Here is a 25,678-nt window from a genome sequence, read left to right on the forward strand (position 1 = left end):
CGAGGAACCCCGATGTGGCTATTTCACCAGCTTGATGTACAGTGGGGCCGAATATTCAGCGATCTTGGCATAGTTCTCGGGTGATCGGATGACTTCCACCCATGCCCCGGGCGCCACGAGCACATCGCCCTCGTACACCGGACTCACGCCGCGGATGCCTTCGGCAAACCGGTCGGTAACCCTGATGTCCTTGGCCTTCAGGACGAAGGTCTGCGGCCCGAAGAATCCGGGTGCCTCGATGTTGGCCTCGTCGATGACCCAGTTGCCTCCTCCGAGATCGATGGCGGGGTAGATGATTCGCATCTCGAGTTCCTGGTAGAGCGTGTCGACGTCGTTGTCGTAGATCCACTCGTTCTCGTTCCGGAAATAGTAATCCTCGGGGCCGTCGAGCCTGTACTTCCAGCCCTTGATGCCCGATCCGGGCGGGTCGCGCCAGTCGTCCTCGCCGCCCGCGGTGATGTAGAAGCGGTAATAGAGCCTGATGGCGGCATTCGCCTCGTCGACGTCCTGCCGGTATGCGCTGAGCGTGTCGTCGTTCGGTATGGTCACGACCGTGCCCACATAGAGCGTGTCTCCCGGCACATCCCGCAGGATGAGGCCCGGGACGGCGGGAATCTGGTCGATCTTGAGCTGGACGTTGTCGATCTTCGGCGGGAAGTTGCCCCAGAAGCGCACCTGGGCCGGCGTTCCGTCCGCGCGGTACTGCTCGTCGAAGGAGCGCACGAAAAAGTCGTACCCGTACGTGCCGATGCGCATCGTCGTCGAATCGACGTCGTCGTACTTGTTGGTGTCCTCCGCCCGGGCGGTCGGCAGCCATGGCGTCCGGTAGGCGCTGATGCTGCCATCCTCGGCCTTGCCCGTGCGGTCGAAGAGGAACTGGAAGCGGATGGGCACCTCGTTGGGAGGCGGAAATTCGAGGGAATCCCGCTGGTCGTCCCACCCCTCGTATGTCATCCTGAGCAGCGAATTGTAGGGCAGGGTATCGGGGATCCCGTCGAGGAACTGATCGTAGGTGATGACGATCGTCGTGTCGCGCCCGTCCCTCATGCGGGCCTGGCATTCGCCGCGGAGGACGCGCGTGTCGGGATCGTGGTTGACGATGACGTGGCACGCGCCCTCCCCCGTCACGATATCCGCCTTCGACATCGCGCCGGCCTCGTCCCGGGCGATGACGCGCAAATAGAAATCGCCGCTCGAGAGGGCATCCTCTCCAACGTTGGCCAGCGGGATATCGAGCGTATCCGGCGGCGGTATGTGCCATTCGGGCACGCCGTTCATGTCGACATCGGGGTAGATCGTGCCGGCATAGATCCATCGGTACCCGGTCACGATATTGTTTATCGTCGACGCGGTGAACCTGATCGAGAATGGCTTGTACATCGCCACCGTGTCGAGCTGGGCCGGATTGTACGGCTTCAGATCCTCGGTGGGCAGATCGATCCAGAACTTCACCTGGGGAATCCCCTTGACGCGCGCGAAGAACTGTATGCGGGCCGGCGTGGGATCGATGAGACCGCCATCGTCGACGGACGCGATATGGAAGGCCTGCCGGTTGAGGAGCGCTCCCGACCTGCTGTCGTACCCGGTGAAGACGAACTCCGTGTCGTTTCTCGCGGTGAAGGTGCCGCGCAGGTAGTCTTCCTTCCGGGATCTCGGATTCCAGTCGAGGATCTCGATGTCGGGTTCCCCGTCCGGATCGAGGGTCATGACGGTGTCCGAGCGAAACCAGATGTACCTCGTGACGACGCCGTCCTTGTCCTCGCCGTGCCAGAAGAGATGCACCCGGTAATCGGCCTCCGTGGTCTCGGGAGGAGCGACGGTCAGGAACGTCTCGGGGGCCCTGTTCCTGTCGAGCGGTTCGGCCTCCTTGCGGCACGCGGGAAGAATGAGGAGTAGTACCAGCGTTGACAGCAGGATAAGCTCAACCGCAATCGATGCCTTCGAGCGTCTCATGTCCACCCTTCTCTGAATTGTGCCCGACTCAAGCGGCAATCCCTCATTATCTAGCGATAATATAAGTATTTGTGATTTTCTCTGTCAATCGAAAACTCCCGCCGGGGGCCGAGAGCGGCAGCCCTCCCGGCGCGATCGACCGCATGGGGAATATACTACACGGGCGGGTGTTGCACAAGACGGAGATCGGTGCCGGGGGAAACGGAGAAGGGGCCGGGGGACGTCGTGTCCCCCGGCCCCGGAGCATCGGGCCTGACCCGAAGAGATCCTCGTCCTAGCGGAGGAGGACCATCTTCTTGGTCTGGTTGAACTCCCTGGTGTCCATCTTGTAGAAATAGACACCGCTCGCGACCTTGACACCGCTGTTGTTGGTGCCATCCCAGGTCACGTTGTACGAACCGGCGTCCCGCACCTCGTTGGCGAGCGTCTTGACCAGGCGGCCGGCCACGTCGTAGACCTTCAGCGAAACGTTACCCTTGGCCCGAAGAGCGAAACGGATCTCGGTCGTCGGGTTGAAGGGGTTCGGGAAGTTCTGCGACAGGCTGTACGCCCTGGGGATCTCGCTTTCCGTGATGTCGGATTCGGTGTCGTTCTGCATCCAGGAAATGATGTCCTTGGCAACGATGTTGGCCATCGTCGGCGAAGCGGACGTCACGTCGCGGATTGCGGCGAACGAGAAGCCGAACCACATCGTGCGGATGTCGAATCCGCCGTCGTTGATGCCGGTGTTGAAGATACCGGCGTAGTACGACTCGCCCCCGTAATCCGGGTACTGGAGTGCATACTCGCCGCCGGAGGTCTTCTCCAGCACGTCGAAGGAGTTGATGATCGGGCAGCCGCCGAACACGTAGAAGGAATCACCCCAGGTCGTATGGTACAGGGGGTTGTTCGGCGTGTTCGGAGCGTACACGAACGGAGTGATCGTCCCGCCGGCCAGACGGCCGCCGGTGAGATCGTAGTAGCTCCCATCGACCCATTCGACACCGCAGTAGGTGTTCAGCAGGGACAGGGCGCTTCCGGCCGTGGAGTTGTTGAGGTCGGTAGCGGCCTGGTCACCGGCGACCCAGAGACCGACGTCGTTGGGCGCGAACTCCATCCAGTCGATGAGCGCCTGGGTGTCGTTCGATTTGTCGGTATCGGTGGTACCGTCGGTGATGACGCCCTCGTCGAGGTCGCCGCCTTCCCAGAAGATCTTGCGATACGCGGTGGTCAGGTGGTAGTTCTTCGCACGAGACCCGAGACTGTTGCTGACCAGCGACGACGGGCTGTTGACGTCGAAGCGGTCAGGGTAGTTCTCGGCCGGAAGAACGTTCTTGAACACGGGATCCCAGTACCAGAACTCGATTCCCATGATGCCGCCGCGCGAGTGCATGTCGTTCACGAAGAGAACGTCGCTCGCCAGGGTCGGGAGGGCCGTCATCTCGAAGAAGGTGCCCTCGTCGGCCGTGCGCGGAAGCGTCGACCATTCGCCGTTGCGGTCCTTCGCCTCGAAGTAGTACTCGACGATGTACCCGCGCGTGAGCAGCGAGTCGTTCATGTCGACCATGTACTTGTCCTCGGCGATACCGGCGCCGGCTGAAGCGTAATCGCACTGCAGCTTCGTCCACGACACGCCGTCATCGGAGTCGTAACGACCGTAGAAGGTCGTGTTGTCCGCGACCGTCGGCCCAAAGATGGCGGGCTTCGGATTCAGCGGATCGCCGATGTAGCGGATGCGGACATTGCAGTAGACCATCGGCCAGCCGTCAGCGGTGGTATCGATGCCACCGCCGAGAGGCGCCGTGCAGGACACGACGGCGGAGTCGCCCGGATCGATGATCGGGTCGTCGTTGCCGCGGAGGTCGTTCGCAGCGTCGATGCGGACGTAGCTCTCGAGGTTGAACTCGACTTCCGGGAAGTTGTCCTGGAAGATGTCGAGATCGCGCCACGACCACTGCGGACCGACCGTCTGGTAACGGTACACTCTCACGTTGTCGAACCACGGCGAAGGCGTATGAGCGGCGCAGTTACCATAGACGAGGTACCAGACGTCGCACATGTCGGAGACGCCGATGCCAACCTGCATCGGGTCGCCCGTCAGCAGGTCGCTGACGTCCTGCGTCGTGAAGATGTAGTCCTTGTCAGGACCGTAGTACACGTAATTCCGATCCAGCCAGGCGCTGGGGCACCTGTCATCCGGATCGGGCGTGGCCGTCAGGAGCTCCCAGTTGCGGACCTGCCACGTGTAGAACACGAGGTTCGCGGTCGGAAGATCGCGATAGGTCGTGAAGCGCAACAGGGCGCCGCCGAGGGACGGCAGCGTCGCGGCCGGGATGTCCTGATCCTGGACTGCGTTCGGCGCCGACGAGTACTTCGTCATGTCGATGATCGGCGAGACGAGGAGCTCGGTCTGGCAGGGAGCCTCGAGGTTGCCGGCGCCCAGGCAGAACGGCGTGTCGAACAGTCCGGGATAATCCGAGGACGGGTAGGACGAACCGATGAAGAAAACGACCTGCGTGGCGAAGTTGTCGCCGCAGGGATCCTTGTCGGCCAGGTTCGAGTAGAGCCCGCCGTAGGTCCCGTAGGGCGCTTCCTCGGTACCAGTCCAGATACCGGAAACGTGGGCGCCAACGGCCGCGCTTTCGAAGTCCTCGTAGTCGATGAGGCCGCCAATGTCGGCTACCACAATGGAGTCGACAATGAAGCCGCCATCGGTATCCCACAGGCCATCGGAATCACTCCAGGCGCCGTCCGCGGTGAAGTGGAAGCGGAGCTTGGTCTTGGCCTGGCTGAGAAGCAGCTCGTGCGTGGCAATCGTGTCGACGGCGCCATCGTACATGGCGATCTCGACCCAGTTGCCGCTACCGGCGTCGTACTCGACATAGGTCTGATCGAAATCAGGCTCCGAGTCGAAGTACCCGTGGTACGAGAAGGTCAGGATTCCCTGGAACTCGATGACGTCCGAGATCAGGATCTGATTCCAGTCGTTACCGTAGCCGGGTGCACCGGTCCACGAGCAGAGGTACTCGTCCGTGCCGGGACGGGTACCGCACCACATCGACTTGGTCCCCTCGAGAGCGACAAGGCCGCCCCAGGAGCCGCCGCCGAGACCGACGAAATCGTCGACGTGGGTGAAGATATCGACCTGAGCGGTCTGGTCTTTGATCGTCCAGCCCTGGTAGTCCATCATCTCGAAATCATACCAAACGAGGCAGAACGTATCGACGTTCGCAGCCGTGAGCATGTCACGGACGCCCGCATCGATCAGCTGAGGATCGTTGTATTCCTCATCCGAAAGCGAACGCATGATCTGCTTGTCGATTCTCGCCTCGCGCGCCGACGCGGAGCCGATGAACAATCCCAGGAGGCAGATGCCCAGTATGAGTACTAAGGGCTTCCTCATGCTGTTATTCCCCCCATCGTTAAGAGAATAAGCAACTCGACGCACAACTGATTTAATTCCGGTGAACAGGCGCGAACCCTCGTCGACGAGTCAGAGCCTTCACCTCCTTCGTTCCCGAAGAGCGTCGCGTATCGGTCTCTCATCCGCTAGAGTTCCAATTGAGTGTCGAGTAAGTATTGGGCCTCCAACGGCGGTCGGCGTAGGTTTGAGATCCCGACCCGCGATGGGTCGGTGCGCTTTCGGCGCACCTGCACTGTTCCCGAAACCGGATAAATTCTATCACAGAAAATCGGGGCGTGTCAAGCGCCAATAATGACAATAAGTAAGAGGATTTGCCCGGCAGGTGCTATCCGGGGAGCCGATCGCTACTCGACGACGATCGCCGTGACGTCCAGATACAGGCCAAGGATCCTGTAAATGCTTTGCAGGAAAGAGATTCTGTTTTCCCTCACCGCGGCGTCGGGGCAATTCACCAGGACATCGTCGAAGTAGGCGTCGACGTCGCGAGCGGTCTGTTCGAGCACGGCGTAGCTCTTTTCGAGGCGTCCCGAGCGCTCGAGGTCGGTTAGCCTTTTCCCGGCGCTGCGGAAGGCGTCGAGGAGACGGGTCTCCGTCTCTTCCCGGAACAGGCCGGTCGCGAAGGTCTCTTCCCCGCCGGAGAGCGCGAGGGCGTCGAGGGAGCGCGCTTCGCCGACGGCCGCGGCCCGGCCCCGCCGATCCTTCGGAATGATGTTCGCGATGCGGCGCATGGCCAGAACGAAGACGTCGAGCGATCCCGCCCCTCGCATCTCCTGGAGCGCCGAGACCATCCGGCGGACCGTCGAGGGATCCTCCCACGGCGTCGCGAGGACCGAGCCCACGAGGTCGTAGTCGAATCCCTCGTCGCGCAGCATGACGCTGAATCTGTTCGAGAGGAATTCGAGGATCCGGCGATCGAGGCCGTCCACGGGATCGGCGAGTTCCTGCCGCCGGATCCCGTCGAGCGCCTCGCGGACGAGTTCCGGCAGGGAGGCGGGAATTTCCCGTTCGATGAGAATGCGGATCAGTCCGAGCGCCTGTCTGCGCAGGGCGTAGGGATCCTGCGAACCGGTCGGCTCGAGGCCGAGCGAGAAGCAGCCCGCGATCGTGTCGAGCCGATCGGCGGCGGCGAGAAGCGCCCCGGCGCCGGAGGCCGGCACCCGGTCGCCCGAGAACCGCGGCAGGTGATGCTCGTATATCGCCTCCGCCACCTCTTCCGTCTCCCCGGAAGCGCGGGCGTACTCCCGTCCCATGTATCCCTGCAGCAGGGTGAATTCCTTGCCGTCCCTGACCATCTCTGACGCGATATCGGCCTTGGCGAGGAAGGCCGCGCGGGCGACGACGCGCGCGAGCTCCGGATCGTCTCTCCACGCCGCCTGGATCGATTCGGCGAGACCGGCGATCCGTCCGGATTTCATGGCGAGAGATCCGAGCCCCTCGAGCCAGACGACCCGGTCGAGCTCCCCGGCCATCTCCTCGAGGGAACGGGCCGTATCCTCCCTGAAGTAGAAGGCGGCATCGGCGAGCCGCGCGTGGAGCACGCGCTCGTAGCCGTGGAGTATCTCCCGGCGGTTCCGGCGCGCGCCGTCGGCGAAAGCGATGAAGCGCGGCAGGAGGGCGCCGCTTTCGTTTTCCACGGAGAAGTATCGCTGGTGGCTCTTCAGGGCCGTGACGATCACCTCGCGCGGGAGCGAGAGGAATCGCTCGTCGAACCGGCCCGCCATGACGACCGGGGATTCGACGAGATTGGCCACCGAGGCGACGAGGGCGTCGTCCTCGACGAGGCGGCCGCCGAGCTTCGCCGATTCCCGGCGGGCGGCCGACCGGACGGCCGAGGACCGCCGAGTCGGATCGAGGATGATCCGTTCGCTTTTCAGGAGATCACGGTAGGCGGCCGCATCGGCCACCGGCGCCTCGTCGGTCGAGAACGGGCTGAGGCGCGTTCCCCGTCCGGAGACGATGCCGCCCAGGCCGAAGCGGACGATCCGTCCTCCGAGCAGGCAGAGCACCCAGCGGACGGGACGGGCGAAGACGAAGCCGCTCGCGTCCCAGCGCATCGTCTTCGGAAAACGGATCGCCGCGATCCACTCGGGAAGACGCTCGGCGAAAACCGCCCGTGCGCCTCGGCCGCGGATCGTGCGTACGACGGCGAGGTAGGTCCCGCGTTCCGTCTCGATCCGATCGAGCGCATCGGGGGAGACGCCCTGCGACTTCGCGAAACCGGTGGCGGCCTTCGTGAAGAGGCCGTCGGGGCCGATCGCCGCGGAGACGGGCGGACCGGTGAACCGCTGCTGGACGTCGGCCTGCCTGGTCGATACGCCGTCGACGACGAGGACGATCCGGTTGGGCGTGCCCGTGACGGAGATGCTGTCGCAGGGGATGCGCTCGGCATCGAGTCCGTCCCGGACGATTCGCTCGAACTGGCGGAGGGCCGGGTCGAGATACCCGCTCGGCAGGTTCTCGCATCCGATCTCGAGCAGGAGGGTCTCCTTCACCGTCGCTCCTTCCCACGGGGAGCGAGGAGGGGAAAACCGGCCTCGCGACGCTCCTCGATGTATGCCTCCGCGGTCCGCCTCGCAAGGTCCCTGATGCGGGCGATGTAGGAGGTCCGCTCCGAGACGCTGATCGCGCCGCGAGCGTCGAGTATGTTGAAGATGTGCGAGCACTTGAGCACGTAATCGTACGCGGGGAGCACGAGCCGGCCGTCGAGCAGCCGCCGCGCCTCCGCCCCGAACCGCTCGAAGAAGGAGAAGTACATCTCCGTGTCGGCCTGCTCGAAGTGGAAGGCGCTGAAATCCCGCTCGGCGTGGCGGAAGAGCTCCCCCCAGGTGATCCCCTCTCCCCAGTCGATATCCATGATGTCGTCGACGCCCTGGATGTACATGCAGATCCGTTCGAGGCCGTAGGTGATCTCGGCCGCGATCGGGTCGAGCTCCATGCCGCCCGCCTGCTGGAAATAGGTGAACTGCGTGATCTCCATCCCGTCGAGCCAGACCTCCCAACCGAGCCCCGACGCGCCGAGCGTCGGCGACTCCCAGTCGTCCTCGAGCAACCGCACGTCATGCCGGTCCGGATCGATCCCGATCGCCTCGAGACTTTTGACGTAGAGGGGGAGCACGTCCTCCGGCGCGGGCTTCAGTATGACCTGGTACTGGTTGAACTGCTGGACCCGGTTTGGATTCTCGCCGTACCGCCCGTCCTTCGGACGCTTCGAGGGCTCGATGTACGCCGCTTTCCACGGCTCCGGGCCGAGCACGCGGAGAAAGGTGGCCGGGTTCATCGTGCCGGCCCCGACCTCCGAATTGTACGGGGTGAGCAGCAGGCAGCCCGCGCGCCCCCAGTATTCGGCGAGGGCGGATACGAGTTCCTGGAAGGTCAGCTTCATCCTCGTCCTTTCAAGATGCGCAGGGCGCCGGGCAGGCGGTATCCCTCGACATGATGTTTGAACAGCTCGTGCAGGAGACGCCCGATCTCGCCGCGTTCCCTCCCCGTCAAGGTCGTCGACGGGGCCGCATCGAAGGCCTCCTCCTCGATCCGCCGCAGAAGCCGTCGCGAACCGGCCGAGAGCGATCGGTGGCCGTCGCCACCGCACCTGCCGCAGGAGATCGATCCCTCCCGCGGATCGAGTCGCCAGTCGTCGCCGACCGGCCGGCCGCACGCCGAGCAGCGTCCGGTGCCGGGAAAGACCCCGAGCGCCTTGAGCAGCAGCGTCTCCAGGGTGAAGAATATCAGCCACGGGTCGCCCGGCGCAACCAGTCCCTCCAAAAAAGCGTCGAGAAGACGGAAGAATCCCTCGTCCGCCTCGCGGCCGACGGTGGACCGGTCGACCAGCTCGAGCCCGGCCTGCAGGAGGCAGAGACGGTCCAGGTCGCCGAGCGAGGCGACCGTGCCGCGCATGTCCGCCTCCTTCAGGGCCTGCAGCCCCCTGTCGGGGCGGAAGTAGAAAACGATGTCCCCCGCGTTCCCCGTTCGCATCCCCGTCGCCGCCGCGCGTCTCGCGCCGCGCGCGAGCAGCCGCAGCTTGCCGTACTCCCGGGTGAGGACGACGACGATCAGGCTGGTCTCGTGGTATTCGTACGTCCGCAGGACGATTGCACGGTCCTTGACGATCTCGCTCACGGGAAACGCACCCCTCGCGCCTATCCCCCGCCGAGCCAGTCGAGGAACGCGCTGGCGATGCCGAGATAGAATAGGAGCCCCAGGATGTCGTTCGAGGTGGTGATGAACGGCCCGGTGGCCAGTGCCGGATCGATATTGATCCGCTTGAGCAGAAGCGGGACGATGGCGCCCATCAGCGTCCCCCAGACGATGATCGTCGTCAGGGAGAGACAGAGGAGCAGGCCGAGACGCAGATCGCGCTGCCAGAGAACGACGACGAGAAGCAGCACGCCTCCGAGCACGAAGCCGTTGATCAGCGACACCTTGATCTCGCGGATGATCTTCTCCGACGTCCGGAAGACGCCCGAGGTGCCGAGGGCGAGTTCACGCACGACGATCGCCGACGACTGTATGCCGACGTTCCCGCCCATCGCCGTGATGACGGGCACGAAGAAGGCCAGCGTGAGGATCGTCTCGAAGGAGCCGCTGAAATGTTTCATCACGATCGCCGACGCGATGCCGCCGATCAGGCCGGTGAAGAGCCAGGGAAGGCGCGCACGGGAGACACGGAGCGAGGAGCGTTCGAAGAACTCCTCCTCCCCCGTTCCGGCCATGATCGTGATGTCCTCGGTCGCCTCCTCCTCGAGAACGTCCAGGACGTCGTCGACGGTGATCCGCCCGACGAGCCGGCCGCGCGCGTCGAGGACGGGGAGCGTGTAGATATCGAACTTCGAGAAGATCGAGGCGACCTCCTCCTGGTCCGTCTCGACGCCGACCGTCACGGTCTCGCGCGTCATGATGTCGTCGATCCGGACGTCGGGCTCGACGAGAAGCAGGTTCAGGAGCGGGACCTCGCCTATGAGGATCCCCTCGGAGTCGACGATGTAGATGTTCTGCAGGTGCTCGACTTCCCGCGCCTCCGCCCTGATGAGCCGGATGACCTCGCCGACCGTCGTCCCCCCGCGCGCCGTGAGGATCTCGCGGGCCATGATCCCGCCCGCCGACTCCTCGTGGAACTTGAGGAGCTCGCTGAGATCCTCGTAGTCCTCGCGGCTGATCGACCTGAGCACCTCGAGGCTCTTGTCGTCGGGAAGCAGGGAGACGATATCCGCGGCGTCGTCGCTCGCCATCAAGGCGACGAGTTGGACGGTGCGATCCGAGGCCATGTCGCGCAGGAGACCGGCAGCCGATCCCTCGTCGAGGAGGGTCAGCACCTCGGCGGCGACCGCGTCGTCGAGCAATCCGAAGAGGACGGCGCGACGCTCCTCGTCGAGCGCCTCGATGATGTCCGCGACGTCGGGTGCCCGCATCCCCGCGATCATCCCGCCGAGCGCGGAGACCTGCCCCGATTCGAAGACCTCGTCGATCCGCCCGAAGATCTGCAGCAGCTCCTCGTCCATCGTCGTTGGCTTCCTTCCGGTGTGTCGCTGAAGGGAAGAGCATGGAGAAGGAAGCCGTTTTCGTCAAGGCAAATCGGCGCGGGACGGGTCGGCCGGGGCGGGGACGATCGCGCCTCCCGAGATGACCATCTTGAGGGCGTCCTCGATCGAGCAGTCGAGCGGTTCGGTCTCGTCCTCGGGGACCATCAGGAAGAGACCGGAGGTCGGATTGGGGGTCGTCGGGAGGAAGATGTTGACGAACATCCGCTCCCGTCCATCGGCGCCGCGTCGCAGCCAGGTCTTCGTCGTGAACCCGACGACGTAGATCCCCTCGCGCGGGTACTGGATCAGAACCGCCTTGCGATATGCCGTGTGCTGTCCCCGGAGAAAGACCTCGCCGATCTGTTTCACCGCCGTGTACATGCTCCGGATGAGCGGGATTCTCACGACGAGCGTCTCGAGCCAGCCGATGATGGTGCGGCCGATCAGGTTTCCCGCGAAGACGCCCGCCACGAGCACGAGGAGGACGACGGCGAGGAATCCCAGGCCGGGTATGTCGATGATCGGGTACCGCGCGACGACCGGTTCGAGCAGGTCGTCGAAGTAGATGAAGACGTGATAGAGCACCCACCCGGTGACCACGGTGGGAAGCAGGATGAGAATGCCGGTGAGCAGCTTGCGCCTGAACCAACCCATGTGATTTCCTTCCCTGCCGGTGGCCCGGTCACTCCCCCGCGCCGGGGAGACGCACCGTCACCTCGGCGATCCGCTGCCCCTCGAGCCGGCTGATCCGGAAGACGACGCCGTCGTGGACGATCTCCTCGCCCTCGACCGGGACACGACCCATGAGGGTGTATAGGAATCCGGCGAGGGTGTCGGCTTCCTCCGTCCTGATCGACAGGTGCACGGCCTCGTTGAACTCGCCGATGTTCATACGCCCCTGCGCGACGTATTCGCCGGGGGAGGACTCGAAGACCAGAGGCGTCTCCTCGTCGTATTCGTCCTCGATCTCGCCGACGATCTCCTCGATGATGTCCTCGATGGTGACGATGCCGGCCGTGCCGCCGTACTCGTCGACGACGACGGCCATGTGTTTCCGCTCGAGCTGGAACTCCCTGAGAAGCTCGTCGATCTTCTTGCCCTCCGGCACGAAGAAGGGCTCGCGGAGAAGCGCGGACAGCCCCCCCGTCTCCCCCGATCCGGGGCGGGCGAAATCCTTGACGTGAAGGATGCCGACGATGCGATCGACCTGGTCGTCGTAGACGGGGACGCGCGAGTGCCCCGCCTCGGCCACTTCGCGGCGCACCTCGTCGAGCGGCGCGCGCAGGTCGACGGCGAATACGTCGATCCGCGGCACCATCACCTCCCGTACGCGCTTGTCGCTGAAGGCGGCGATGCGGTGCATGAGCCGGCTCCCCTCCTCCTCGATGAAGCCCTCGCCCGGCTCCCGCCTGTCGGCGAAGACGAAGAAGGGAGAGGCCAGCTCCCTGACGAGGTCGGGAAAGAGCGCCGTCGCCGTCCGCAGGAAGAGCCCCGTCAGCGGACGCAGGAGCGTGTAGACCGGCAAAAGCGGCCAGGAGAGCAGCGTCGCGAAACGCGCCGGCCGGCGATCGGCGAGACCGCCGCCGAGGATCGTCGCCGCGACCAGGAGCGCGAAGACGATCGCGTATGCCGGCATGCGGCCTGCCGCGCCGGCGCCCGGCAACGCTCCCGCGGCGGCCGCGGCGGCGAAGACGACGACGCCCTGGAGCAGGGCGAGGCCGATGAGGAGATGGAGGCGACTGCGGTGCAGGAGCCTGGCCGCGCGCGAGACGCGGGAGAGCGGGAACACCTTGTCCTCGTGCATCCGCGAGACGGCGCTGAAGGCGGCGGCCCCGCACGAGAGCAGGAACTGCGCCACGAGCAGCAGCGGTATCGCGATGGGCACCGATTCCATGGCGCCGGTCATTCCGTTTCCCCCCCGAACAGTCTGTCGAGGACGCGCGGAGAGATGAACCCCTCGAGGACCCGTCTTTCCGCCCGTTCCATCCGCCGGGCGGCGGCCGGATCGGCGTGGAGGTGGCCGCGGAGGTGCATCAGGCCATGGGCGACGAGCCGGAGCAGCCAGTGCCGCGGCTCGACCCCCCGGTCTCTCGCCCCCGCTTCGATCCGTTTCCAGCAGAGGAAGATCTCGCCGACCGGATCCTCGCCGCCGCCGTCTGGACCGTAGGGGAAGGTCAGTATCTCGGCCGCCCCCCGGCGGTTCCGGTACGTCCGGTTGAGGTCGGCCATCCGCCTCTCGCCGACGAGTGTCAGCTCGACGGCGGCGCCGCGGGGCGGCACCGGGCCGGCGAGGCGGCGGATCGCGGGCTGGGCGAGCTCAAACATGTCTCTTCCGCTCACCCTGGGCCTGCTTCCCGGAAGGATAATCACGCGGTCCCGCCCCTCCCCTCTCTTCCCGCTCCTGCCCCGGATAGGATATCCGGGGATGGAAGATCCCCGTCAGCAACTGGATGTACTTCTCCCTGATGACCGCTATGTCGTTCAGCGTCAGGCCGCTGTCGTCGAGCTCGCCGTCGTTCATGCGCGTCTGGACGAGCCGCGAGACGATCGCCCGGATCCTCGGGGCGGTGGGCTCCTTGAGGGATCTCACCGCCGCCTCGCAGGAATCGGCCAGCATGATCAGCGCGTTCTCCTTCGAGCTCGGGCGCGGCCCCGGATAACGGAAATCGTCCACGTTGACGCTGTCATGCGAATCGTACTCGAGGGCCTTCTGGTAGAAGTACGCCATCACCGTCGTGCCGTGGTGCTCGCGGATCGCGTCGGAGATCACGCGCGGCAGTTTCTCCTTCCTGGCGAGCTCGACCCCCTCCTTGACGTGCGAGCCGAGAATCAGGGCGCTCATCGTCGGGGCGAGCTTCTCGTGCTTGTTGACGTTGTCGCCCTTGTTCTCGAAGAAATACTCGGGCTTCGCCAGCTTGCCGATGTCGTGATAGTAGGCGGCGACCCGCGCGAGCAGCGAGTTCGCGCCGACCTCTCCGGCGACCGCCTCGACGAGGTTGCCGACCATGAGGGAATGGTGATAGGTGCCCGGGGCCTCCATGATGAGCCGCCGCAACAGCGGGCGGTTGAGGTCGCTGAGCTCCATGAGCGTGAAATTCGTGGTCACGTCGAAGATCGACTCGAAGATCGGCAAAAGGAACATCACGAGGATCGTGCAGATGAACGAGTTGGTGATCCCCCAGAGGGAACTGAAGAGGAACTGGCTCACCGAGATGCGCTCGGTGAGGCCGAATCCCGCGATCCCGATGATATAGGCGATCGCTATGTAGAGGAAGATCGTGTAGAAATGCCGCCTCTCGCGAAGCTGCGCGATGGAGATGATCGCCGCCGTGCCGGCGAGGATGGCGATGAAGGCGTGCGAGCCGGGAAGGTCGGTGTGGGTGAGAAGGAGGAACGCCGAGAAGAGGGTGAAGGCGACCGACGGCATCACGCCGAAGAACGCCGCCGTCACGAGGGAGACGAAGGCGACCGGCACGAGATAGGGGTCGAGGATCGCGTACCGCGTCACGAGCGCGGTGAGCAGCAGGTAGACGAACACGATGATGAAGACGAGCGTGGTCTTCCCCGGATCGGCGATCAGCCCGGGACTGAACCGCCGGAGGGCGAGCAGGAAGACGGCGAGCAGCGAGGCGATCCTGAGCGCCTTCCCGATATAGAGGAGAACGCGCTTCATGCCGGAGGTCTCGAGCTCGAGCTCGGCCTTGCGTTCCTCGAGAGCCTCGAGGACGCTCACCTGGGTCCGCGTCACCCGGTCGTGCTTGGCGACGATGCGCTCGTTGCGGGAGACGGTGAAGTACTTCGGCACCGTGCGCATCTTCGCCTCGCGCCGGGCGCGCGTCTCGTCGGGATCGTAGACGAGGTTCGGCATCAGGTGCGATCGGACGATGTCGTAGAAGAGATCGATCGCCTTTCCGTCGGCGTCGAAGTTGCGGCCGGCCCGGTCGAGAATGACCGATTCGAGCTCTCCCTGGGAGATCAGCGACGCGGTCGACATCGTCCGCTCGTCGGTCCCGTCGACGACGGTGATCGAGGCGAAGTCCCGCCGGCGCAGCGGCGACGCGTCGTTCACGATCCCCCGCTCGAAGAGGGAGCGTTGCAGGTCGAGTCCGATCTGGAGTATCCGCCGGCGCATCTCCCGGTCGAGAAGGAGCTCGACGCGGTCGCGGCTCAGGGCGGGAGCCATTTCGCGGATCGTGTCGACCCGTTTCGCCGCATCGAGGCTTTCCGCCATCGCGATGTCCCTGATCGAGGTCATGAAGGCCTCGAGGTCCTCGGGGAGATGCCGGACGATCTCGCGGTTCTCCCGGTAGACCGGGGGAACGCTGAGCACGGCCTTGGCGCGGTTGCTCTCGATCTCCTGCTCGGAGTGGGGAACGATGAAATCGAAGGGCGCGATGACATCGACGTCGGCGATGTCCCCCTCGCGGAACCGCACGTCCCGTATCTTCTTGAGCGGCGGAAAGAGCAGGAGCGAGACGACGAGGAAGAGCAGGGCATAGACGTACGGCAGGCGCCGCCTGCCGAACAGCCGCGCGGCGGCCTTCCGCGGATCGAATCCGCGTCCGGCGCCGCCGTTCTCCCCGCGACCGGTTCCGTTGGCGGTCGGTTCAGCCATCGGTCTCCTCGGTTCCCGCGTCGGCTTCGCGCTCCGATCCGGTCGGGTCCGTCGCGCCGGCGCCCGGCGGTGTTGCCGTCGCGGCGGCGCGCTCACGGGCGTTCATTTCGCTGAAAGCCTTTATGATAGCCTTGACGAGGCGGTGACGAACCACGTCCTCCTCACCGAAGGAGATAAACGCGATGCCCTCGACGCCGTCAAGGATTTCCTTGACCGCGACGAGCCCGCTGCGGGCCGGATCGACGAGATCGATCTGGGTGATGTCGCCGGTGATGACCGCCTTCGCGTTGGCCCCGAGGCGCGTGAGGAACATCTTCATCTGGCCGACCGTCGTGTTCTGCGCCTCGTCGAGGATGGCGAAGGCGTTGTTGAGGGTACGCCCCCTCATGTAGGCGAGCGGGGCGATCTCCAGCACGCCCGATTCGATCAGCCGCTGGACCCGTTCCTTGCCGATCATCTCGTTCATCGCGTCGAAGATCGGCCGCAGGTAGGGATCGATCTTCTCCTGGAGGTCGCCGGGAAGGAACCCGAGGCTCTCTCCGGCCTCGACGACCGGCCGCGAGATGAAGATCCGGTCGATCTCCCCGCGCTTGAGAGAGGCGAGCGCCATGGCCATCGCGAGATAGGTCTTCCCCGTCCCGGCGGGCCCGATCGCGAAGACGATATCGTGGTCACGGACCGCGTCGACGTATTCCCCCTGCCGGGGGGATCGCGGAGAGATGCCGCGCCGCCGCTTCGTCGAGTAGAAGACGACCTCTTTTCCCGGGGGCCCCTCCGTGCCCGTCCCCTCGCCGCCGCGGACGACGGCCCGGACGTCGGATTCGCTGACCGCCCGGCCCGATCCCGCGATCCTGACGAGCGTCTCGACGACCGACGTGGCCTCGTCGAGAACGGATGCCGTCCCCTGCAGGATGATCTCCTCCCCGCGGACGACGATCGCGTCGTGGAACCGCTCCTCGAGGATCCTGAGATTGCGGTCTCCCACGCCGAGCAGTTTCACCGGATCGAGGCCGGCGATGGAGATGACACGCTTCTTCCCGTCCCGTTTCCTCACCGTTCCCCCCGTCAAAAGAGAGACTCCTGGCCCGGATCGGGCCAAGAGTCCGAAGAATCGTTCGTATTGGCAGCGCCGGTGTTCACGCGACCCCCCTACCTGGGGATCACCAGCACCTGTTCGGGGAAGATCAGATCCGGATCGTTGATCTGTCCCTTGTTGGCCTCGAAGAGTTTCGGCCAGTCGCGCCAGTTGTCGTAGACTTCCCAGTAACCGGCGATCTTGGCGAGCCACTCGTCCCGGACCACGGTGTGTTGCTTCGGCCAGTCGCGCGGGATCGCGAGCTCCCATCCGGCGAGCACCCAGTCGGGATCCTCGATCATGCCGGAGTTCGCGCGCCAGATCCTCGTCCACTTGAGGGGATCGCCGTAGATCTCCTCGTAGCCGGCGAGGTTCCACAGGCATTCGCCGTACTGGAGGGTCCACGTCTTCGGCAGCTGCGCGAGCACCTGGAGCTGGCGCGTGAGCTCGTCGATCTGCGCCGAGAGGTTCGCGTATTCACGCTCCGAGTCGCGGATGTCCGTGGTGAGCGTTCGGATGCGGTCCTTGTTCGACGTGAGTTCGTTCTGCGCGGTCTCCGACCGGCCCTGAAGCTGGATCAGCTCGTCGGCCAGCTCGCGGCAGTACGCCTCCCGGTCGTCCTTCGAAAGCTTCTGGTACTCCTCGTCCTCGTAGTATTCGCCCTCCGCGATGTTGATCGGCCGCGGCTGGTACTTCGTGCAGCCGACCGCGAAGACCAGGGCCATCGGGACGATAAGCGCCGTCATGACCTTCGTTCTCTTCAGCATGCCCGTATCTCCCTCCCGGTGAGCCCGGCTATTCCCTGCCGCTGCCCTTCTTGAGTTCGTTTACCTTCTCTTCGAGCTCGGCGGGCCGGCTTTCGACATCGCTGATGTTCTTCCGGGTCTCGGCAAGCTGTTTCTCCAGCTCGGCGACACGCTGCGCCGTCTCCGCGGCCTCCTGTTCGTAGTTCTCCACGTCGAGTCTCGTCTCGTCGAGCGTCACGAGGCTCGTATCGCAATACGGCACAGGCCCGCACCCGCCGGAAAACATCGACAGGATCCCGAGCAGGACGGCGGCCATGATCATATGCAGTACCGGCTTCATACGGTCCATCCCTCCTTATGGTATACTATTTATCAAGTTACAGTTACGTTAATATCGCTTTCGCATGATGTCAAGCAAAAAGCCTCGTCGACATCCACATGCAAGAGACATGCCCGGTCGTTCCTCTCTATTCCCCGTCGCTTCTTTCGATTACCCGGATATGGAGATCGTCGAGAAGCGATCGCTCGACGGTCGACGGCGCTCCCTCCATGAGCGAGGTGGCCTTCTGCGTCTTCGGAAAGGCGATGAAATCGCGTATCGAGCTCTCACCGCCGAGGATCATCGCTATCCGGTCGACGCCGAGCGCGATCCCGCCGTGCGGCGGCGCCCCGTGCTCGAACGCCTCGAGGAGAAAGCCGAACCGGTGCTCCGCCGTCTCCCGGTCGAGGCCGATGAGCGCGAAGAGCTTTTCCTGGAGCGCACGGTGATGCACGCGGATGCTCCCCGAACCGAGCTCGACGCCGTTGCAGACGAGATCGTAGAGATGCCCCCGGACCCGGCCCGGATCCCCGTCGAGCAGCGGCAGATCCTCCTCGAGGGGTATGGAAAAGATATGATGCGCCGGCTCCCATCCCCCTCCCTCGGCGGGCAGGAGGAGGGGAAACCGGTTGATCCAGACGAAGCTGAACGCGTCCGCGGCGTCCTGGAGCCGGTATTCGGCGCCGAGAGCCGAGCGGAGCGCGCCGAGGGCGGCCGCCGTCGTATCGGCCGGGCCCCCGACGAGCATGACGAGTCCCGGCCGGGCGGGACCGACGCCGAAACGTTCCGCGAGCGTCCCGGTCTCCTCCGGGGACAGGAACTTCGCGATCGAGGAATCGATACCGTCGGGGCCCGCCGAGACGGTGGCCAGGCCTCCCGCGCCCTGCCGGCGGACGAGTTCCTCGAACTTCCGGATGCGGCTCTTCGAGAAGGAGAGCCCCTCCTCGAGAACGATCCCGCGCACGACGCCGCCCGTCCTGACCGCCTCCCGGAAAACGTTGAACCCGCTCGAGGCGAAGAGATCCGAGACGTCGACGATCTCGAGGCCGAAGCGGAGATCCGGTTTGTCCGTGCCGTAGCGGGCCATCGCCTCGTCGTAGTCGATGCGCCGGAAGGGGGCGTCGAGGCGGACGCCGGCGAGTTCCCCGAAGATGCCGGCCATCATCCGCTCGACGACGGCGAAGACGTCCTCCTCGTCGACGAAGCTCATCTCGATGTCGATCTGGGTGTGCTCCGGCTGGCGGTCGGCCCGCAGGTCCTCGTCGCGCAGGCAGCGCGCCAGCTGGAAATACCGGTCGAAGCCGGAGACCATGAGTATCTGCTTGTAGAGCTGCGGGCTCTGCGGCAGGGCGTAGAATCGGCCCGGCTGCAGGCGGCTCGGCACGAGGTAGTCCCGGGCGCCCTCGGGGGTCCGCCTGACGAGCATCGGCGTCTCGATCTCGAGGAACCCGTCGCCGGCGAGAAATCGCCGGACGTTCATGGCCAGGTCGTGCCGCAGCCGGATGTTGCGCTGCATCGAGTCGCGCCGGAGATCGAGATAGCGGTAACGCAGGCGAAGATCGTCGCCCGCTTTCGCCTTGTCGGAAACGTTGAACGGCGGGGTCTTGCTGCGGTTGAAGACCTCGGCCTCCTCGACCGCGATCTCCACCTCCCCGGTCGCCATCTGCGGGTTGACCATCTCTGCGGGGCGCCGCACGACCGTCCCGGCGACGGCGACGACGTCCTCGGCCCGGAGGGAACGGAAGAGTTCCATGAGACCGGGCCGTTTCGCGTCGACCACGGCCTGGACGAGGCCGCTGCGGTCCCACAGGTCGAGAAAGGTGAGATCCCCGAATTCCCGGACCTTCTTCACCCAGCCGGCGAGGACGACCCGTTCGCCGCCGTCGCTCGGCCGGAGCTCTCCGCAGTAGCGAGTCCGCTTCCACCGCGGGGCGATATGGTAGATGATTTGATCTGTCACGTGCGCCGTCCCTCCTGTCGGATCCCGCCGCGCCCGTCGGCGGCTGATGCGTCGCCGGCTCGCCGCGCCGCGCGGTCGCGCCGGAGAATCGCCACGACACTGCCGGCGATGACGCCGACCGCATCGGCGGCCAGGTCGTACGGGCTCGCGTCACGTCCCGGCACGTAGCTCTGGTACATCTCGTCGAGCGCCGCGATGGCGATGCAGGTAAACACGGTCACCAGGCCGATCACCAGCCGGCGGTGGTGCGTGTCGGCGCCGAGCCCCCGGCAGAAGAGGACGGCGAGAACGAGGTATTCGAAACCGTGCACCACCTTGTCGGTGTGCCGGGGCAGATCGATGCCCTCCCCCGGAAGGTCGGGAATCGACGAGAGTCCGAAGATCAGGGCGACCCAGATGAAGAGGGGCCACCACGGCCGCAGCGCTCGTCCCACGTTCGGCGTCCTTTCGTCGATCCGTCCGCCCTGGCGCTCCCGACAATATAGCGGCGGACGACGGCCGGGCACAAGGGCCGTGTTCAGGGGTCAATCCCCCCGCGCCGGCGGCCGCGAGGCGATTCGGGCGAGCGCGGCCCGGTCCTCGTCCCGGGCGGCGGCGAAACCGGCGATCCCGATCCGCCCGAGGAGGCTTTCGAGCGGGGCGGACATCCGCGCCGCGACCGCGGGCAGGCGTTCGACGAGTTCGGCCGCGATCCGCGGATCCGCGTCGGGATCGACGGCGACGACGATCTCGGGAACACACTCGCCGATCCCGGCGATCTCGAGCTCTCCCGGCCTGATCGTACCCGCCCGCTCGAAGGCGCGCAGCCGCTCGAGGCCGATTCCGCCCGCGTCGTACGCGCCGAACAGGACCCCGAGCAGGACCCGCTCCTCTCCCCCCAGGTCGGCCGCGAAATCGATCGTTCGCGGCGGTTCGTCGAGGAGGGCCAGGGGCGACAGGTAGCCGGCCGCGGACCAGGGCGAGGTGAAGATGACGCGTTCGATCGGGGAACCGGCCCGGCCCGGGAGGCGGACGATCGTCCCCGTCGCGCATCGCCGTCCCCCCCTGGAGAGCGCGAGGAGCGCGAGCTCGAGTTCGCCGGCGGCCACCGGCCGGGCCGCCTGGACCGACGTGAGCAGGTAGAAATCGCAGCCGGCGGGCGCATCTGACGGCCCGAGCCATCGCCATCGGATGTCGCCGCATCCCCGCTCGCGGACGAGTCCGGCGAGGGCCCGGAGGGGCACGGCGGCGACGGCGGAGTCCGCCGCGGCCACGCCGATCGTGATCTGCGTGTGGGCGATGTCGATTCCCTCGAAGAACAGGGCGCCGGCGGTGATGAGGAGGATGGCGCCGAAGACGAAGACGGTCGTCCAGCGGCCGAGATACGAGGAGAGGAGGTGGATGTCGATCCCGAGAAATCTACCGTTTTTCATCGACCGCTCCGTCCCCGCCCGGCGGCGGGATCGTGATCTCGAACGCGTCGACGTCGAGCCAGTATCTCTCGATCCCCTTCGGCACGATGATCTCCGGCTCGATCCGGTACGTGCCCGGCGAGAGAGAGGTGATGTCGATGATGACGGAGACGTCCTCCGCCGTGATCCGTGCGATCGCCTCCTCCGGCCCCTCGATCGTCAGGGAGACGGCGCGGGGACGATACTCGACGGCCGGCCCGCCGTCGGTCTGCAGGAGCGTGGGCGGGATGTTGGCGAGCGTCCGGACACCGCGGCGGCTCGTCGCCATCTCGATCATCACCCGGGCGGGCGTCACCTCGAGCCGACGATCGTTGACCGCGATATCCGCCTCGAAGCGGACCTTTCCCCGCCGGTTGCGGATATCGATCTCCGTCGTCGACAGCACCGTGACTCCCCCGACGAGGCTTGCCGCTCCCCGCACGGTGACTCGCTCGGGGATGATGGTCGGCTGCTCGGTCACGATGAGATCCTCCGGGATCTCGCCCCGGAAGGCCACGCGGACGGGAACCTGGCGGGAGACGACCGGCTCGACGTTCAGGCTGAGATTCTTCGGACTGTCGATCGTGACGTTTCGCGGATCGATCTCCTCCGAGAGGTTGAGGATCCCCGCCCGCATCGGAATGTTGACCCGCCCCTCCCCCGCGATCGTCGACAGGTCGATCCGCGCCTTCAGGCGTCCGAGCAGGCGGATCTTGATGAGATTGCTCCGCGCCCCGCGGATCGTGAGATCGACCGATTCCGGCACGCCGTGGATAACCGTGAGGCTCTCGGGGATGCCGGCGAGGACGAGGGGCACTCGGAAGGACTGGTTTTCCTGCTGTTGGGCCGTCACGTGAAACCAGAGGACGACGGCGAAGACGACCGCGACGATCTTCGCCCCGAGGTTCGCCGAGATCGCCCTGGCGATCCGTTCCATCCGTCCTCTCCTTTCGGCCGCTCAGCGGCCGATGTTCAGCTTCTGCCCGGGCCGGATGCGCGATCCGTCGCCGAGGCCGTTCAGCCGTCGCAGTTCCGTCACGCTGATCCCGTAGCGTCGCGAGATCCCCCAGAGCGTTTCACCCGCCGCGACCGTATGCGTGACGCCCGCCGCCGCGATCGTCCCGCCCGCCGGGGGGGCCTCGCCGAGAAACGCGACCACGCCATCGGCGATCGCCTTCGCCATCTCCTCGAGCACGTCCCGCCTGCCGAGGAGCTTCGCGTCGCGCCGGTTGGTGAGATAGGCCCCCTCGACGAGGATCGCCGGCATCGTGATCCCCCACAGCACGCTGAAATTGGCCTGCTTGACGCCGCGGAAGGGGATATGCGCGCTCTGCCGCAAGCGTTCGCCGACGCGTTCGGCCAGCACGGACGAGCGATGCATCGTCTCGTTCCTTCGGAAATCCGAGATGATCGAGGTGACGTCCTCGCCCATGCCGGCCGCCGACTCGCCGCTCTCGCGCGCCTCGATGAACCGGTTCTCGCGCTCGGCGACCGAGGCGGCGTTGCGGTCGGTGGCCCCCTCCATCGAGAGGAAGTAGACCTCCGAGCCGCGGGGACGGCTGCTCTCGCTTCCATTGAAGTGGATGCTGACGAAGCAGTGCCCGCCGTGGCTTCTCGCGATCTCGACGCGCCGGAGCAGGTCGACGTCGTAATCCCCCGTGCGCGTCATGACGGCGCGGCACCCCTCGTGCGCGTCGATCCCGGCGGCGACCATGCGCGCGAGCTGGAGAGCGAGCTGCTTTTCCGGCGGGGCGTAGCGCGTGCAACTGCCCGGCTTGCTTCCGCCGTGGCCCGGGTCGATGATGACGATGCGGTCGCCGCTGCCGGCGATCCGCGCCGCCTGTTCGGCGCGATGCCGCCGCTGCTCCACCGTCAGCACCTTCTTCACGTCGACGACGATCCGGTACGGCAGGTTCCGGTTGGGTTGGAGCGCGAAATGCGTATAGGGTGCGTCGCTCGGCAGGTCGAGGACGATCTGGGCCCGCGAGCGGAGCTGGTTGACGCGGACCCGCTCGACCACGCCGTCGCCGATCTCGAGCGGCTTCACCGATTCGGAGAACCGGCCGTCGGGGATCTCGATCACGATGCGGTGGGGATGGTCGAGGACGCGGACGTCGTAGGAGGACTCGCCGCTCATGTCGAGGACGATCCGCGTGTGATCGGGAGCGGTCCAGTGCCTGATCCGGCCGACCTGGCGCGAGGACGGCGGCGTCTCCGCCCACGCGGATACGGCCGGTCCCGCCGCCAGCGCGGCGAAAGCAAGGATGATCGCCGGAATCCTCCCGTTCACGTTCCGCAGCCTTTCTCCCGGATCGCGCGCATCGACGTGCCGTTCGAGTCTACGCGTTCGATCCGTTCGGGGCAAGGGCGTTCACGGGTCCGCGGAGCGTCAGTCGAAGTAGACGCCTTCCGGGATGACGTACTGGAGGGGATCGCGGTGGACTTTCCGGAAGAGCACCTCGTAGTGCAGATGCGGGCCGGTGGAACGACCCGTGTTCCCGACGAGCCCGATCGTCTCCCCCCGCTTCACGCGCTGCCCCCGTTTCACGAGCATCTTCGAGAGGTGGCCGTACCTCGTCTTGAAACCGTTTCCGTGGTTTATCTCGACCTCGAGGCCGAAGCTCCCGTTCTTTTTCGCCATCGTGACGATGCCGTCGGCCGTCGAGATGACCGGTTCCCCGGTGCGCGCGTGGTAATCGACGCCGAGGTGACGGGTGATCCTGCCGCTGAAGGGATCCATGCGGCGGCCGAACCGGCTGGAGAGGTACCCGCCGCGGAGCGGGCGGATCGACGGCGTCGCGTCCCGCATCTCCGCCTCCTTCTGGAGCAGATCGACGATCTCCTCGTAGGAGGCGAGCTCGAGTTCGCTCTGCCTGATCATCTTGTCGAGATCCTCGGCGATGTCCGCGCCGAACAGGTCGGAGCCGGAGAGATCGACCGGTCCGGCCGGTTCCGGTCCTCCCACGCCCACCTGCCAGACGTCGTCGGAGATCGGATCGAGGTTGGCGAGAAGACGCGCGCGGTTCTGGAGGGTGAAATTCGCCGCCATCCGGTTCTCGAGGTCGGACACCTCGGCGCGCAGGCCGGCGAGCCGCGAACGGAGGCGGGCGTTCTCCTCCTCGAGGGCGGCGACCCGCCTCGCGTCGCCCGCCTCGCCGGCGAGACGGCCGATCGTGACGATCGCCGTGCCGAGGAGGATGACGACCGCGACGGCCAGACCGGCGGCCACGCGCCGGTGGATGCGGAAGCTCCGCACGCCCGCGTTGCCCCGCCTGACGTAGAGGAATGTGAAATACCTGTCCATCGCTGTCGGCCGCTCCTGGTCCGCGCCCCGTTTTCTCGGGGGTGAAACTACGGTCGGAGATGTCTCATGTCAAGCGAAAACGCGGCATCCGCGCACAACACTGCAAGGGGTGTTCCAGTCGGCAGGAAAAAGGCGGAGGACATCGGGTCCTCCGCCTCGCATCGTTCCGGCCGGTCCGCCGACTCAGCTCTCCACGTACCCCTTGAGGTACTTGCTCCGGGTGCTGTGGCGGAGCCGGAGGATGGCCTTTTCCTTTATCTGGCGTATGCGTTCCCTGGTGAGGTTCATCTTCTTGCCGATCTCCTCGAGCGTCAGGGGCTCTTCCCCCTCGAGCCCGAAGTAGAAGGACAGGATCGCCTGCTCGCGATCGGTGAGCGTACCCAGCGCCTTCTGCATGTCCTCGCTCAGGGCGTTCGTGTAGGTCATCTCGTCGGGCGGCTCCTGGTTGTCGTCCGCGAGGTAGTCGACGAGGCTGTTCTCTTCCTGGTCGTTGTTGAAGGAGGCGTCGAGGGACAGATGGCTGTTCGCGATCTGCATCGTGTCCCGGACTTCTTCATTGCTGAGATTCAGCTTCGCGGCGATTTCCTCGACCTCGGGTGCCCTGCCCAGTTCCTGGTCGAGCTGACGCGCGACCTTGCCGATCCTGTAGAGTGTGCCCGCGCGGTTCAGCGGCAGGCGCACGATGCGGGACTGCTCCGCGAGCGCCTGCAGCATCGCCTGGCGGATCCACCATACGGCATAGGAGATGAACTTGAATCCGCGCTTCTCGTCGAACCGGTGAGCCGCCTTGATCAGGCCCATGTTGCCCTCGTTGATCAGGTCGGCGAGGGACAATCCCTGGTTGACGTACTGTTTCGCGATGGAGACGACGAAGCGCAGGTTGGCCTTGACGAGCGCGTGCAACGCCTCTTCCTCGCCCTTCCGGATCCTGCGGGCGAGTTTCCGCTCCTGCTCGCGTGTAAGCAGCGCCGTGTTGTTGATCTCTCTCAGGTAGAGGTCGAGAGAGCGCTCGCCCAGGTAATCTCCGTCTCGGCTTTCGGGATACATCGCATCCCCTTCCTACTGATAACGTAACTCACTGAGGCCGTTCTGGCAAGGCCTGCTTATTATACGAATTCGCCAGATGTCGTGTTCCCTTCCCGAACGACCCCTTCTCCGTTTCACGGGCTCGAGGCGTCTGTCCTGCCCGCCTCTATACACTTGTACACCCGTAATGCGGAATCGTTCTTTTTTAGCGGTGGGGGTCCTGGAAAGGTACCTCTGGCGAATGTATCGATTGACTGTACCTGTGTCCTGACACCAATTACAGTGCCAAAGTTTACATAAAAAATTCCACTATGTCAAGCATCAATATGGG

Annotated in this window: 20 protein-coding genes; all 20 read right to left on the bottom strand. The window is 65.4% G+C overall.

The features are described 5' to 3' along the window. Window positions 1-18: 18 nt before the first annotated feature. A complete protein-coding gene (locus tag JW876_03030; protein MBN1884484.1) occupies window positions 19-1,953 on the bottom strand; it encodes a hypothetical protein in 1,935 nt (644 codons plus the stop codon). Window positions 1,954-2,227: 274 nt separating this feature from the next. Beyond that, a complete protein-coding gene (locus JW876_03035; GenBank protein ID MBN1884485.1) occupies window positions 2,228-5,335 on the bottom strand; it encodes a T9SS type A sorting domain-containing protein in 3,108 nt (1,035 codons plus the stop codon). Window positions 5,336-5,700: 365 nt separating this feature from the next. Beyond that, window positions 5,701-7,848 carry a glycine--tRNA ligase subunit beta gene (locus JW876_03040; GenBank protein MBN1884486.1) on the bottom strand — a complete coding sequence of 716 codons (2,148 nt, stop codon included), beginning with the start codon at window positions 7,846-7,848 and terminating at the stop codon, window positions 5,701-5,703. Further along, entirely contained in the window at window positions 7,845-8,732 is an 888-nt protein-coding gene (locus tag JW876_03045; protein ID MBN1884487.1) for a glycine--tRNA ligase subunit alpha, read from the bottom strand. The genes JW876_03040 and JW876_03045 overlap by 4 nt, the downstream gene beginning before the upstream one ends. Window positions 8,733-8,734: 2 nt before the next feature. After that, complete coding sequence (recO, locus tag JW876_03050) at window positions 8,735-9,472, bottom strand: DNA repair protein RecO (GenBank protein MBN1884488.1); 738 nt, start codon at window positions 9,470-9,472, stop codon at window positions 8,735-8,737. A gap of 20 nt (window positions 9,473-9,492) precedes the next feature. After that, a complete protein-coding gene (gene mgtE, locus JW876_03055; GenBank protein ID MBN1884489.1) occupies window positions 9,493-10,851 on the bottom strand; it encodes a magnesium transporter in 1,359 nt (452 codons plus the stop codon). Between the two features lie 63 nt (window positions 10,852-10,914). Then, window positions 10,915-11,526, bottom strand: coding sequence for a DUF502 domain-containing protein (locus JW876_03060; GenBank protein MBN1884490.1), 612 nt, complete (start codon window positions 11,524-11,526; stop codon window positions 10,915-10,917). A 28-nt stretch (window positions 11,527-11,554) separates the two neighbouring features. Further along, entirely contained in the window at window positions 11,555-12,778 is a 1,224-nt protein-coding gene (locus tag JW876_03065) for an HlyC/CorC family transporter (protein MBN1884491.1), read from the bottom strand. Beyond that, window positions 12,775-13,197 carry an rRNA maturation RNase YbeY gene (gene ybeY / locus JW876_03070; GenBank protein ID MBN1884492.1) on the bottom strand — a complete coding sequence of 141 codons (423 nt, stop codon included), beginning with the start codon at window positions 13,195-13,197 and terminating at the stop codon, window positions 12,775-12,777. The genes JW876_03065 and ybeY overlap by 4 nt, the downstream gene beginning before the upstream one ends. Then, complete coding sequence (locus JW876_03075) at window positions 13,190-15,487, bottom strand: HDIG domain-containing protein (protein ID MBN1884493.1); 2,298 nt, start codon at window positions 15,485-15,487, stop codon at window positions 13,190-13,192. The genes ybeY and JW876_03075 overlap by 8 nt, the downstream gene beginning before the upstream one ends. After that, window positions 15,480-16,541, bottom strand: coding sequence for a PhoH family protein (locus JW876_03080; GenBank protein ID MBN1884494.1), 1,062 nt, complete (start codon window positions 16,539-16,541; stop codon window positions 15,480-15,482). The genes JW876_03075 and JW876_03080 overlap by 8 nt, the downstream gene beginning before the upstream one ends. A 95-nt stretch (window positions 16,542-16,636) precedes the next feature. After that, on the bottom strand, window positions 16,637-17,329 hold the full coding sequence (locus tag JW876_03085) for a LysM peptidoglycan-binding domain-containing protein (GenBank protein MBN1884495.1): 693 nt from the start codon (window positions 17,327-17,329) through the stop codon (window positions 16,637-16,639). A 28-nt stretch (window positions 17,330-17,357) separates the two neighbouring features. Next, on the bottom strand, window positions 17,358-17,648 hold the full coding sequence (locus JW876_03090) for a hypothetical protein (GenBank protein ID MBN1884496.1): 291 nt from the start codon (window positions 17,646-17,648) through the stop codon (window positions 17,358-17,360). Between the two features lie 127 nt (window positions 17,649-17,775). Then, window positions 17,776-19,587, bottom strand: a complete 1,812-nt coding sequence (gene aspS, locus JW876_03095) for an aspartate--tRNA ligase (protein ID MBN1884497.1) — start codon at window positions 19,585-19,587, stop codon at window positions 17,776-17,778. Next, a complete protein-coding gene (locus tag JW876_03100; GenBank protein MBN1884498.1) occupies window positions 19,584-20,021 on the bottom strand; it encodes a VanZ family protein in 438 nt (145 codons plus the stop codon). Before JW876_03100 ends, aspS begins: the two co-directional genes overlap by 4 nt. 90 nt (window positions 20,022-20,111) lie before the next feature. After that, a complete protein-coding gene (locus JW876_03105) occupies window positions 20,112-20,999 on the bottom strand; it encodes a PhnD/SsuA/transferrin family substrate-binding protein (protein MBN1884499.1) in 888 nt (295 codons plus the stop codon). Continuing rightward, window positions 20,986-21,954: a hypothetical protein gene (locus JW876_03110; GenBank protein ID MBN1884500.1), complete on the bottom strand. Its 969-nt coding sequence runs from the start codon at window positions 21,952-21,954 to the stop codon at window positions 20,986-20,988. The genes JW876_03105 and JW876_03110 overlap by 14 nt, the downstream gene beginning before the upstream one ends. A gap of 21 nt (window positions 21,955-21,975) precedes the next feature. Further along, window positions 21,976-23,307, bottom strand: coding sequence for an N-acetylmuramoyl-L-alanine amidase (locus tag JW876_03115; GenBank protein ID MBN1884501.1), 1,332 nt, complete (start codon window positions 23,305-23,307; stop codon window positions 21,976-21,978). A gap of 99 nt (window positions 23,308-23,406) precedes the next feature. After that, a complete protein-coding gene (locus JW876_03120) occupies window positions 23,407-24,321 on the bottom strand; it encodes a peptidoglycan DD-metalloendopeptidase family protein (protein ID MBN1884502.1) in 915 nt (304 codons plus the stop codon). A gap of 183 nt (window positions 24,322-24,504) precedes the next feature. Further along, window positions 24,505-25,368, bottom strand: coding sequence for an RNA polymerase sigma factor RpoD/SigA (locus tag JW876_03125; protein ID MBN1884503.1), 864 nt, complete (start codon window positions 25,366-25,368; stop codon window positions 24,505-24,507). Window positions 25,369-25,678 lie beyond the last annotated feature (310 nt).

It is taken from the genome of Candidatus Krumholzibacteriota bacterium (genome assembly GCA_016931295.1).
In the GTDB taxonomy this organism is placed as follows: domain Bacteria; phylum Krumholzibacteriota; class Krumholzibacteriia; order Krumholzibacteriales; family Krumholzibacteriaceae; genus JAFGEZ01.